This is a genomic window from Nocardia sp. NPDC005978 (assembly GCF_040614455.1).
Classification (GTDB): Bacteria; Actinomycetota; Actinomycetes; order Mycobacteriales; family Mycobacteriaceae; genus Nocardia.
In genome coordinates, this window is the sequence record NZ_JBEXUS010000088.1 from 22,642 (window position 1) to 34,064 (window position 11,423).

The window sequence follows — 11,423 nt, forward strand, 5'->3', positions numbered from 1 at the left end:
TGGCGCGTGAAGAAATTGGTGCCGTTCGTCGTCGATGTGGTGTTCGTGATCGTGTTCTGCGCGATCGGCCGCAGCAGTCACGACGAGGCGGTGCTCACCGGCCTGGCGCGCACCGCGTGGCCGTTTCTCACCGGCTTGCTGCTGGGCTGGGTGATCGCCGTGGCGGTGGCCTCGGGCCGGGAGGGCCTCACCGCGGCACGGCGTTTCGACGGCCGCGCGCTGTGGCCGGCCGGTGTCATCATCTGGATCAGCACCCTGGCGGGCGGGATGGCGCTGCGCGCGGTGAGCGGTCAGGGCACCGCGCTGAGCTTCATGATCGTGGCGACGTGTTTCCTGGCGCTGGTGTTGCTCGGACCGCGGGCGGCGCTGCGGGCGCTGCGCTGAGTTCCGGCGCGCGGCCGACCGCCCGCGTTCCCGCACCGAAGCCGGCATGCCGCGCCGGCCCGGGCGAGCGGTCGCTAGTCGTCCGGGCTCGACAGCGCCTGCATCAGGCGCACCGCCATGCGCCCGGTGGCGTCGGCGCTGTCCACGTCGTCGATATGAATCGCGAAGGCCAGATCGCCCATCGTCGCGATGAGCCAGCCGTTCGCCCCCGCGGTGGCGCTGAAGGCCTGAATGCCCTGGTAGCGACCGAGTCCGGCGAGGTCGGGGGCGCCGGTGCTGTCGCGCAGCATGGTGCGCAGGCGATCGGTGACCCCGCCCGCGAGCGGCTGCAGATCGACCTCGGTGGTGGCCGGGCTGCCGATGGTGATCATGGGCTTGGGCACCTGGCCGTTGGCGATGGCCGCCGCCGCGATGGCCATGCCCCACGGGCTGGCCAGCAGCGAGTCCCCGGCGTTGCCGCGGCCCACGGTCTCGGCGCCGTTCTTGCCCGAGGGCAGCCTGCCGGTGGATTCGTCGAGCCCGGCGACCTTGAAGTCGATCCCGACCCCGAGCATGGTCGCCGCCTCGGCGGCGTCGCTGACCGAAACGTCCTGGGGCGCCTTCTGCTTGGCGATGGCGGCGACGTTCTTGAACACCTCGATCATGCCGCCGACCGGGTACAGGCCGGTGAAGGCCACCGATCCGTGTGCGCTGGCCTGGCTGTTCTGGGCGGCCGCGACCACCGCGCCGCTGGAGGGCTGAATGGCCACGATCGAGGCGGGCGCACCGTAGCTCACCACCGCGTCCTCGGCGGCGCGCTGCAGCCGCTGATCCATGGTGCCGGCGATGTCCGGTCCGGGCGGGCCCTGTTCGCCGGCGAGCTGGGTGACGAACTTGCCGTCCGGTTCGAACAGTTGGACGCCCCAGCCGGCGCGCTCGTCGCGATTGTCCTGCCAGACCTTGCGCAGCGAATCCAGCAGCGGGGACCAGACCCGGCGGTCGGCGGAGATGAGCCGCGGCTGCTTCTCCATGACCACGCCGGGGATGGGGGCCATGCGCGGTTCCAGGATCTCGAAGTCGCCGTCGCGCAGGTTCACCGCCACGATGGCCTTGCCCTGGGAGGACGAGAGCTGCTGCAGCAGCGAATCTCCGGTGATCAGGGGTGCGACCGGTTCGATGGCGGCGGCCAGCGCGTTGGAGGATGCCACGGGGTCGCCGGTCTTGCCGGGATCGAGCTTGATGACGTTGATGGTCTGCTCGGTCATGAGCGGCGCGCCGACGATGTCGTTGACGCGCGGGGACGGCGCGGCGTAGGTGCGCACCAGTTTGACGGTGCGTTTGGCGTCGAGCTGGGGCAGCACCAGGGCGGGATCCCACGAGATGCGCCAGCCGACACTGAGTTTGCGGACGGTGCCCTGCAGGTCGAACTTCCAGTCCTTGTGCTCGCCGAAGTTCCAGGCGCCGGTCATGCTGAAAAGACCGGTGTTGCCGTCGAGTCCGATGAACTGGGTCATCTCGTAGTCGGGTTTGCCCGACTCCAGTCCTTCGAAAACTTGCTTCAACGTTGCCGAGGCACCGTTAGGATAGGACGTGAGGCGCGCGGCGCCGTCATAGTCCTTCTTGTCGAGGAGGGTGCTGAACCGCTCGACGACCGCTTCGGCCCCGGTCGTCCGATCCCGAACAGCACATGACCCCATCGCGATCGCGACACCGGCCGCCACCGCGAGCACGATCGCCCCACGTACTCGGAAGCGGCGGGATCCCCACACATCCATATCGCCCACTCTTCACTCTTGCCACATCAGCAACAGGGACCACGGTACCGCGTCGGGAAAGCTCGCGGTGCCACCTTTCCACCAGGCGTACTCCTATTGAGCACCACCATAGTGCCGATATCGGTCGTTCGGGACCAGTTACATGATCACCGGTCGGTTACGGACCCCGGCGTGTTCCCTCCCGCCCGGACCGTCCAGTCCGTACTGGTGACCGACTCGCGGGCCGCGTCGCGGGACTCGTTCCAACCCCGTTCTCCGAGAGCGCAATCGCATCGTGCGCGGGCGACGTAATGTTGTAATCAGCATTACAACTTCAGGCAGTAAGCGAGAGTGACCGCGATGAAAAACGGACAGCGCGAACGCGAACTCGGCCGTCCCGGGGGCTGGCAGCAGGCCGATCTCCCCGACGCCCTGGACGCCCGGGATTGGTTCGCCGGAAGGTTGCCAACCGAGTGGTTCACCGGTCCTCCGCTCCTCGAGATCGACCGCGACGAGATCGTCGTGATCGGCGAGTTGCCGCTTCCCGTACCCGAATCCACCGATTCCGCCGATCCGCAGGCCCCGCCGGCCGAGGTGCCCCGAGCCACCCGGGAGGGTCTGGTCTCGCGCTTCCGGGAGTCCACCCGGCCCGCCCGCATGCAGATCGCGATGGAAGCGCACGGCCGCTATCGCCGCAGCGTGGCGTGGGGGGTGACGATCGCCGGGGAGCGAATCCTGTTCACCCACCTGTCCGTTCCGGTCATGACGCGCCTGCGCCAGCCCGAACGCAAGGTGCTGGACACCCTGGTCGACGCCGGCGTGGCGCGCTCCCGCTCGGACGCGCTGGCCTGGACGGTCAAGCTGGCGGGCAAGCACGCGGAGGAATGGCTCGAGGAATTGCGCTCGGCCATGCGCCAGGTCGACGACCTGCGCGCGGAAGGCCCGCGCGGACTCTAGGAACCCGGCGGCGGACGTAGGATTCCAGCCATGGCTCAATCCGCCGGCCCGATCCTGATACTCAACGGCCCGAATCTGAACATGCTCGGCACGCGACAGCCCGAGGTGTACGGCGCCGACACGCTCGACGACGTGGTCGAGCTGTGCCGGGTCACGGCCGAGCGGTTCGACCGGAAGATCGATGCCTTCCAGTCCAATCACGAAGGCGCGCTGATCGACCGGATCCACGCCGCGCGCGGGGTGGTGTCCGGCATCGTCATCAATCCGGGCGGGCTCACCCACACCTCGGTCGCGCTGCGCGATGCCCTGGTGATCCCGGAGGCGCCGATCGTGGAGGTGCACATCAGCAATGTGCACGCGCGCGAGGAGTTCCGGCACCACTCGTTCGTCTCGCCCATCGCCACCGCGGTCATCGCGGGCATGGGCATCCGGGGGTACGCGGCCGCCGTCGAATTCCTCGCCACCCACTGACTTTTCGCGAAACCCGAGGCCCGGCTCACTGTGAGCCGGGCCTTTTTCGTGCCCTGAACACCCTCGGCATAAATAGCTTGTACCCGTCAAAATGTAGTAGATATGCTACATAGCATCCTGAGATGACTACGGAGGATGCAATGACCCATGGCGGGGACGCGGGAGGCGGCGCGGGCATCGTGCTCGACGTCCAGCAACTGCGTATGCGATACGGCGACCGAGATGTACTGCGGGACGTCACTTTTCAAGCCCGCGCGGGCGAGGTTCTGGTGCTGCTGGGACCGAACGGCGCGGGCAAGACCACCACCATCGAAATTCTCGAGGGCTTCCGCATGCGCTCGGCGGGGCAGGTCAGCGTGCTCGGCGCCGATCCGGCGCACGGCGACGAGGCGTGGCGCGCCCGCGTGGGCGTGGTGCTGCAGTCCTGGCGCGACCACGGCAAGTGGCGTGTGCGCGAGCTGCTCACCTACCTGGGCCTGTTCTACGCGCCCTACTCCACCGGCGACCTGCGCCGGCCCTGGGACGTGGACGAGCTCATCGCCGCGGTCGGCCTCACGGCGCAGGCGAACGCCAAGGCCATGACGCTTTCGGGCGGCCAGCGCCGCCGGCTCGATGTGGCCATCGGCATCGTCGGACGTCCCGAACTGCTGTTCCTGGACGAACCGACGGCGGGCTTCGATCCGCAGGCGCGCAGGGAATTCCACGATCTGGTGCACCGGCTCGCCGACGACGAGCACACCACGATCGTGCTGACCACCCACGATCTGGACGAGGCGGAGAAGCTCGCCGACCGCATCCTGATCCTGGCCGGGGGCCGGATCATCGCGGACGGCTCGGCCGATCAGCTCTCCCGGCGCATCGCCGGCGAGGCCGAGGTGAAGTGGACGCTCGCCGGGCAGCGCTTCGTCCACACCACCACCGAGAGCACGGCTTTCGTGCACGAACTGTTCCGCGAGCACGGCGCGGCGATCGAGGAGCTCGAGGTCCGCCGCGCTTCCCTCGAGGACACCTACATGACCCTGGTGCAGCGCTTCGAATCCGGGCGGCAGTCCGATGCCGACGTGCGCACCCTCGAGGAGGTGACCCGATGAACCCCACCGTCGTCGCCGTCCGCGCGGGTCTGTGGCGCGGCTGGATCGAACTCCGCCAGAGTTTCAGCAGCGGGCAGGACCTGTTCAGCCAGTTCTTCTGGCCGGTACTGACATTGGGTGCGCTGTTCTTCCTGCGCAACGGCAGTTTCGAGGCCAGCGGACTGACCCTCGGCGCGCTGGCGCTGCCGGGCGTGGTCGGCATGATGATCGCCTTCAACGGCATGTTCGCGATGGCGGGCTATCTGACGATGGATCGCGAGGACGGAACTCTCCTGCGCGCCAAGGCCACTCCGAACGGCATGGTCGGCTATCTGATCGGCAAGATCACCGTGGCCTCGGCGACGGTGCTGATCCAGGTGACGATCATCCTGGGCTTGGGTTCGCTGATCGTCGGCGGCGTGCACCTGGACAGCGCGCGGGCCTGGTTCACGCTGATCTGGGTACTGGCCCTGGGCCTGCTGGCCGTCCTGCCGCTGGGCGCGGCCATCGGATCGCTCTTCGACAACCCGCGCGGCATCGGCTTCCTGTCGTTCCCCATCATGGGTCTCGTGGCGATCTCCGGCATCTTCTATCCGATCACCGCCATGCCCGGCTGGTTGCAGGGTGTGGCGCAGGTGTTCCCCATCTATTGGCTGGGGCTGGGCATGCGCTCGGCCATGCTGCCGGGCGACGCGGCGGCTGTCGAGCTGAGCGAGAGCTGGCGCGGCCTGGAAACCGCGGCCGTGCTGGGCCTGTGGGCGGTTGCCGGATTGGTGCTCGCGCCGATCTTCCTGCGCCGCATGGCTCGTCGCGAATCCGGTTCGAGTGTGGCGGCCCGGCGGGAGAAGGCCATTCAGCGTGGCTACTGAGGTCATCTTCAATCGGATCGCCATGCTGCGCGCCGAACGGGGCGTGTCACGCCGCGAGCTGGCGACGGCACTGGGTGTGCACTATCAGACGATCGGCTATCTCGAACGCGGTGAGTACAGCCCGAGTCTGCATCTGGCGCTGCGGGTTTCGCAGTACTTCGAGGTGCCGGTGGAGGTGGTCTTCTCGACCGCCCCCTTCCCGCGCCTCGGCTCGGAATCCGCCTGATCCGGGCGATCGATTCGGTGACCGAACGACCTTGCCCCGCCGCACCTTCCGGTACGGCGGGGCTACAGGTGGCCGGACGGTGCGCGCGCCGCTGCCGCGGTGTGATCCGCCTGCCGATCTACTTCGCGTCGCGCATGAGCTCGTACGTCGAGACCGCGCGACCGGCCTCCTCGCTGGCGGCAACGGCCTTGCGCCAGAACGCCTGCGCGGCGTGCGAGAGGGTGGCGTCGACGCCGACCTCCTCGCTGGCCTCGATGATGTGCTGCGCGCCGGCGTCCATCATCTTCAGGCTCGCCACCTCGGCCCAGCCGCCGTTCTCGTTGGCGACCGAGAACTCCTGCATGAAGTACGGGTACGCCTCGCTGGAACGGATGGCATAGGGCACGAACTGGGCGACCGAGTGCCCGGCCTTGCTGATCATGGCCGTCGCCTGGTCGAAGGCCAGCAGCCACGGGTGGAAGGTGGTGAGCAGGCCCTGGTAGAAGACCTGTGCCAGACCGTCGTCGGTACCCAGGTACTCCTGCGGGCTCAGCGGGCGCAGCAGGTCGGCGTGCGCGTCGAACACCTCGCGGGGACCGCTGTAGAAGATGTACGAGGCCGGGTGCTCGATGTTGTCGCCCGCCGACATGACGCCGCCGGAGATGAACTGCGCGCCGTGCGATCGCACCCACTCCGCACCCTTGCGGGCGTGCTCCGGGGAATCGGAGGAGAGGTTGGCGATCACCTTGCCGGGCAGGTGATCCACGGCCTGGCCCAGGACGTCGTACATGGCGGCGTAGTGGGTGAGGCTCACGACCGAGACCTCGTTGGCATCCAGGGCCTCGGCGACGGTGGCCGCCGCCTTGGCGCCCAGCGCCACCATGGCCTCGACCTTCGCGGTGCTGCGGTTCCACACGGTCACCTCGACCCCGGCCTTCAACAGGGCCCGCACCATCGCCTGTCCCATGGGGCCCAGGCCGATGACGGATACGGAATTGCGCTGCTCAGACATGGTGTGTCCTGTTCGTTCGTCGCTGTAGTGGTGTCGGCGCCGAAATCGATACTGGCCGTGATCGGTAGGCTCGGGAAGACCGCACGTTCGGGTGTGGTTGCTTACCTGCAGGTTCGAAATACGGTCAGGAGCCCCGCCATGAACAACGACGGTGACGCGGATCACGACATCTGCGGCATGTCCGTGGCCATCGACGTGGTCGGCGGCAAATGGAAGATGCATCTGATGTGGGCCTTGGGCGCGGGTCCGCAGCGCTTCGGCGAGTTGCGTCGCCTGCTCGAGGGTGTGAGCGAGAAGGTGCTCGCGGAGAATCTGCGCCAGCTCGAGGCGAGCGGCGTGGTGCACCGCGAGATATACCCGGAGATCCCGCCGCGCGTGGAGTATTCGCTGACCGAGCTCGGCCACGAGCTGAACGTTGCCCTGCGCTCCCTGGAGGAGTGGGGCGACCGCAATCGCGGCCGGATCCTGGGCCGCCCGCTCAGCGTCGCGGGCTAGGCAGGCGCCCGGGCGGGCCCGCCCGCCGAGCCGTCAGGGCACCTGTACCCCGTGGCGATCAGTACTCGAGTAACACGCGGCGCGACCCTACACTTTCCCGGCGAGCCGAATCGCCATGCGCTGCAAAAGATTCGCCGCCCTGCTCATGCAGCGCTCGGGGTCCGGCTCGAACTTGGTCAGCGCGTACGCCTCGGCGAACCCGGCGTCACGAAGCTCTTTCTCGCCGAGCAGGATTCGACCCGCCACGGCGATGACGGGCACCCCCGCGCGACGGGCGGCGGCGGCGACGCCCATGGGGGCCTTGCCGTTCAGGGTCTGGGCGTCGAGGGAGCCTTCGCCGGTGATCACCAGGTCGGCCTCGGCCAGGGCGGCGGGGAAGCCCACCAGTTCCAGGATCAGATCGATACCCGGCCGGGGAATCGCGTCGAGAACCGTCAGGGCCGCGAAGCCGGCGCCGCCTGCCGCGCCCGCACCGGGCTCGTTCGCCCGTTCCGGCCCGAGCAGGGCGGCCCAGTTCGTCAGGGCCGCTTCGAGAATCGGCAGGTCAGTGGCGGTCGCACCCTTCTGGGGCGCGTAGACCGCGACCGCGCCGCGCGGGCCCAGTAGGGGGTTGTCCACGTCGCTGGCGAGAGTGAAGCGGGTATCGGCGAGGGCGGGATGCAGCCCGGCACGGTCGACGCGGGCGGCGTGCGCGAGAGCCGCTCCCCCGGCGGGTATCTCGTTGCCCGCGGCGTCGAGCACGCGCAGGCCGAGGGCTTGCAGCAGGCCCGCCCCGCCGTCGGTGGAGGCGCTGCCGCCCAGGCCGAGCACGATGTCGCGCACGCCGGCGTCGAGCGCGTGCGCGATGACCACGCCCAGGCCGTAGGTGCCCGCGTGCAGCGGATCCGGCTGCGCGCCAGGCAGTTTCACAAGTCCGGTCACCGCAGCGAGTTCGATGACCGCGGTGCCGCCACGCCGCGCGTACGCGGTCTCGCCGGGGACGCCGGTCGGCCCGGGCGCGGTCACCGCGATTCGGTCCCAGCCCGCGGCCAGAAAGGCGTCGACCGTTCCGTCACCGCCGTCGGCGATGGGCAGCTGCCGGACCTCGATGTCCAGGTGCGCGCGGCGGATTCCCACGGCGAGTGCCGCCGCCACCTCGGCGGCGGTCAGCGAACCCTTGAATTTGTCCGGGGCGAGAATGACCCGGCGGGCACGGGTGGGCGTCACCAGAACAGTGTTGTCCATTGCCGCCCATCCGGCACGGCCACGGCGCGCCCTATTCACGACACGCCGGGGGCGCGGAACAGGGAACGGACAAATAGCCGCTGGCCCCCGGGCTATTTTCGATATATGCCGAGTGAGCCGAATGCGCCGATCGAGGTCCGCAAGAATGCCGAGCTCGATCGTTTCGAGCTGTATGTCGATGGCTATCTGGCCGGGGTGGCGGCCTATCAGGACACGGCCAACGAGCGCGCCTTCGTGCACACCGAGATCTATCCCCAATTCGAGGGCCAGGGCTACGGCCGCAAACTCGTGCAGGGCGCACTCGACCAGACCCGGGCCGCGGGCTTCGGCATCCTCCCGCTGTGCCCGATGGTGCACCATTTCGTCGAGTCACGCCCGGAATATCTGGCCCTGGTCCCGCGGTGGTCGCGGGAACGGCTGAACCTGCCCCAGCAGTAAGCCGCCGCACACTCGCCCGCGACGCCGATCGGGGCACCGCGGGCGGGGTTCACACCACCGCGAAAGTCCTCAGTACGCCTTGACCGCGCCGTCCAGCGCGGTCTGGAGTTCGTCGCGCACCACGCGGGTGATCTCGGCGGGCTTGCTGGGCAACCCGTCGACCGGCAGCCCGAAATAGAAGCTGGCCGACTTGGCCTCCTCCTTCGTCGGCTCCACCTTCGGATCCAGCCGCGGCCCGTAGCTCAGCCCGAGGCTGACCAGCACCGGGTCGGCACCGAGCCGCTTGGCGCGGAAGCCGATGTGCCCGATACCCGTTCCGACCTGCTGCACCTGGGTGGGGTCCACGTTGTTGCAGGTGCCCTCGGGGAAGACCGCGACCCCGTCCCCGCGCGCGAGGCGCTCGGCGCAGATGTCGATCATGCGCTGACCGGCGGCGTTGACCGCGCGCAAGCCGTGGTCCTTGCCCCGGAAGACCGGAATGCCGCCCATCATGTCGATGCGGGCGCGCAGTTTCGGCTCCTCGAACAGTTCGTCCTTGGCCAGCACCCGCGTGCGCCCGATGGCGGGCCGTAGCGCGCTGCGCCAGGCCGCCGCGGCCACGGTGTACGGATCCAGCTGCGACAGGTGGTTGATCGCGATCAGCAGCGGCCGCCGCTGAGAGATCAACTCCCGCAGCCGGTCCCGCGCACCCGCCGCGTACGAGATGCGCGGACGGTAGCGCCGACCCAGCATCCAGTAGGCCCCCCTGGCCTGGAGCAGATTCTGCTGATGGTCGCGATAGAAGTCGTAGACCGCATCGCTGTTCTCGAGGACAACCTCGGGCCGTTCCATGGCCTCACCCTAGCCACCGAATCCCGAACGCGCCGGGGCGAGTGTCCACGCGGGCCCGCCGGCCGGGCCGGCGGCGCAATTGCGCGGTTCCGAAATTAGCCGGCGCAATTGTGGTGCCGCGGTGGAATGATGGCTGGGTGGCACGCGCAGAAGAACATGGCGACAGTTCTAGACGCGAATTCCGGCATGAGGAACAGGTCGTGCGCCCGGGGACGCTATTGGTGTCCGCGACCGACCTCACGGAACCGGCATTCCGACGCACCGTCGTGTATATCGTCGAGCACAATGAGGCGGGCAGTCGGGGAGTAATCCTCAACCGGCCCAGCGAGACCCCGGTCGCGGAAGTCCTACCGGATTGGAGCGGTCTCGCGGCCGATCCGGACACCCTCTACCGCGGCGGCCCGGTGCAGCGCGATTCCGCCCTGTGCCTGGCCACCCTGAAGGTCGGGGCCACCATCGCGGGCCTGCCGGGCCTGCGGCGGGTGGACGGCCGGGTGGCACTGGTGAATCTGGATTCGGATCCCGCACGCATAGCGCCCCTCATCGAGGGTCTGCGGATCTTCGCGGGCTATGCGGGCTGGACCTTCGGCCAGTTGGAAGGCGAATTGGATCGGGGCGATTGGATCGTGCTCTCGGCGCTGCCGAGCGATCCGCTCGCGGGCCGGGTCGACCTGTGGGGCCGGGTGCTGCGCCGCCAGCCGCTGCCGCTCTCGCTACTGGCCACCCATCCGGTCGACTCGCCGCGCACCCGATCGAACTGAACCGCGGCCGGCACCGTGGTTCGGATGTGGACAGCAGAGACAGTGGTATCCGCCGACTGAATCGGTGAGGTCATGGGCACTGTGCCGGGCACACCAGACCGGCGACCGGACTCCCGGCCGCCGAGCCCGCTCGCCCCTGCCCCCGACCGGCCGGACGACGCCGAGGCCCTGCTGCGGGCGCTGTACGACGAGCACGCGGCGCCGCTGTGGCGGTTCACCTTCGGGCTGGTGGGCGATCCGGGCCGGGCGGAGGACATCGTCCAGGAGACCCTCCTGCGCGCCTGGCAGCGCCCGGCGATCCTGGATCAGTCCGTCACCTCCGCCCGCGCCTGGCTGTTCACCGTGGCCCGGCATCTCGCCGTGGACGAACACCGGTCCGCGCGCAACCGGCGCGAACTGCGCACCGATCATCCGCCGGAGCGGAGCACGCCCGATCACTGCGACCGCGCCCTGGACGGCTGGCTGGTCGCCGACGCGCTCGCGCGGCTGACCGCCGATCACCGCGATGTCATCGTGCGGGCCTACTACAGGGGACTGTCCACCCATCAGATCGCCGCCGAGCTGGACATTCCCGAGGGCACGGTGAAGTCCCGTATGCACTATGGGATGCGGGCGCTGCGACTGGCGTTCCAGGAGATGGGGGTGACGAGATGACCGCGGGACACGAACTCTGCGAGGGATACCCGACCTGGGACGGGGCCTACGTGCTCGGCGCCCTCGCCCGGGCCGAACGCCGTGAGTACGAGGACCATCTGATCGCCTGCGCGCCCTGCCGGTCGGCGGTGGCCGAACTGGCCGGGCTGCCGGGCCTGCTCACCCTGGTGGAAACCGATACGGCGATATCGCTTGCGGCCCAGCCGGATCCGCAGGACGCGCCGCCACCGCCCGGACGATTGCTGCCCGGTCTGGCCGAACGCGCCGTCCGCGCGCGCCGGCGGCGGCGGCGATGGGCGGCGGGCGGCGCGATCGCGGC

At 69.2% G+C, this 11,423-nt stretch carries 15 protein-coding genes; 11 read left to right on the forward strand and 4 right to left on the reverse strand.

The genetic code is table 11. The annotated features are described in order from the left end of the window. Positions 1-6: 6 nt before the first annotated feature. The gene (locus tag ABZ319_RS30145; protein WP_354989896.1) at positions 7-384 is read left to right on the forward strand and encodes a DUF3054 domain-containing protein; all 378 of its coding nucleotides are present in this window, start codon (positions 7-9) and stop codon (positions 382-384) included. A 74-nt stretch (positions 385-458) separates the two neighbouring features. Here ABZ319_RS30145 and ABZ319_RS30150 read toward each other — a convergent pair whose 3' ends face one another. Continuing rightward, positions 459-2,138, reverse strand: a complete 1,680-nt coding sequence (locus ABZ319_RS30150; RefSeq protein WP_354989913.1) for an NTF2-like N-terminal transpeptidase domain-containing protein — start codon at positions 2,136-2,138, stop codon at positions 459-461. 339 nt (positions 2,139-2,477) lie between these two features. On the opposite strand from ABZ319_RS30150, the gene ABZ319_RS30155 reads away from it, so the two are divergent. The 5 genes from ABZ319_RS30155 to ABZ319_RS30175 all read left to right on the forward strand — a co-directional run bounded on the left by ABZ319_RS30155 (position 2,478) and on the right by ABZ319_RS30175 (position 5,710). Then, positions 2,478-3,074, forward strand: coding sequence for a hypothetical protein (locus ABZ319_RS30155; protein WP_354989897.1), 597 nt, complete (start codon positions 2,478-2,480; stop codon positions 3,072-3,074). 30 nt (positions 3,075-3,104) lie between these two features. Further along, the gene (aroQ, locus tag ABZ319_RS30160; protein WP_354989898.1) at positions 3,105-3,545 is read left to right on the forward strand and encodes a type II 3-dehydroquinate dehydratase; all 441 of its coding nucleotides are present in this window, start codon (positions 3,105-3,107) and stop codon (positions 3,543-3,545) included. 122 nt (positions 3,546-3,667) lie between these two features. Continuing rightward, a complete protein-coding gene (locus ABZ319_RS30165; RefSeq protein ID WP_354989899.1) occupies positions 3,668-4,636 on the forward strand; it encodes an ABC transporter ATP-binding protein in 969 nt (322 codons plus the stop codon). Continuing rightward, positions 4,633-5,484, forward strand: a complete 852-nt coding sequence (locus tag ABZ319_RS30170) for an ABC transporter permease (protein WP_354989900.1) — start codon at positions 4,633-4,635, stop codon at positions 5,482-5,484. Before ABZ319_RS30165 ends, ABZ319_RS30170 begins: the two co-directional genes overlap by 4 nt. Beyond that, positions 5,474-5,710 carry a helix-turn-helix transcriptional regulator gene (locus tag ABZ319_RS30175; protein ID WP_354989901.1) on the forward strand — a complete coding sequence of 79 codons (237 nt, stop codon included), beginning with the start codon at positions 5,474-5,476 and terminating at the stop codon, positions 5,708-5,710. Before ABZ319_RS30170 ends, ABZ319_RS30175 begins: the two co-directional genes overlap by 11 nt. A 118-nt stretch (positions 5,711-5,828) precedes the next feature. On the opposite strand, the gene ABZ319_RS30180 is transcribed toward ABZ319_RS30175, so the two are convergent. Beyond that, on the reverse strand, positions 5,829-6,701 hold the full coding sequence (locus tag ABZ319_RS30180) for an NAD(P)-binding domain-containing protein (protein ID WP_354989902.1): 873 nt from the start codon (positions 6,699-6,701) through the stop codon (positions 5,829-5,831). A gap of 138 nt (positions 6,702-6,839) precedes the next feature. On the opposite strand from ABZ319_RS30180, the gene ABZ319_RS30185 reads away from it, so the two are divergent. Next, positions 6,840-7,196 carry a helix-turn-helix domain-containing protein gene (locus tag ABZ319_RS30185; protein ID WP_354989903.1) on the forward strand — a complete coding sequence of 119 codons (357 nt, stop codon included), beginning with the start codon at positions 6,840-6,842 and terminating at the stop codon, positions 7,194-7,196. 87 nt (positions 7,197-7,283) lie between these two features. Here ABZ319_RS30185 and ABZ319_RS30190 read toward each other — a convergent pair whose 3' ends face one another. Continuing rightward, positions 7,284-8,420 (reverse strand): glycerate kinase, encoded by a 1,137-nt coding sequence (locus ABZ319_RS30190; RefSeq protein ID WP_354989904.1) that lies wholly within the window; start codon positions 8,418-8,420, stop codon positions 7,284-7,286. A 105-nt stretch (positions 8,421-8,525) separates the two neighbouring features. On the opposite strand from ABZ319_RS30190, the gene ABZ319_RS30195 reads away from it, so the two are divergent. Beyond that, positions 8,526-8,858, forward strand: coding sequence for a GNAT family N-acetyltransferase (locus ABZ319_RS30195; RefSeq protein ID WP_354989905.1), 333 nt, complete (start codon positions 8,526-8,528; stop codon positions 8,856-8,858). A gap of 69 nt (positions 8,859-8,927) precedes the next feature. Here the strand turns inward: ABZ319_RS30195 and ABZ319_RS30200 are convergent, their stop codons facing one another. After that, complete coding sequence (locus ABZ319_RS30200) at positions 8,928-9,689, reverse strand: lysophospholipid acyltransferase family protein (protein ID WP_354989906.1); 762 nt, start codon at positions 9,687-9,689, stop codon at positions 8,928-8,930. A 137-nt stretch (positions 9,690-9,826) separates the two neighbouring features. Between ABZ319_RS30200 and ABZ319_RS30205 the strand changes: the two genes are divergently transcribed. The 3 genes from ABZ319_RS30205 to ABZ319_RS30215 form a co-directional block, all read left to right on the forward strand. Then, complete coding sequence (locus ABZ319_RS30205; protein ID WP_354989907.1) at positions 9,827-10,450, forward strand: YqgE/AlgH family protein; 624 nt, start codon at positions 9,827-9,829, stop codon at positions 10,448-10,450. 72 nt (positions 10,451-10,522) lie between these two features. Then, a complete protein-coding gene (locus tag ABZ319_RS30210) occupies positions 10,523-11,104 on the forward strand; it encodes a sigma-70 family RNA polymerase sigma factor (RefSeq protein WP_354989908.1) in 582 nt (193 codons plus the stop codon). Continuing rightward, on the forward strand, positions 11,101-11,423 hold a 323-nt coding region (locus ABZ319_RS30215), incomplete at its 3' end, for a zf-HC2 domain-containing protein (protein ID WP_354989909.1). The genes ABZ319_RS30210 and ABZ319_RS30215, both read left to right, overlap by 4 nt.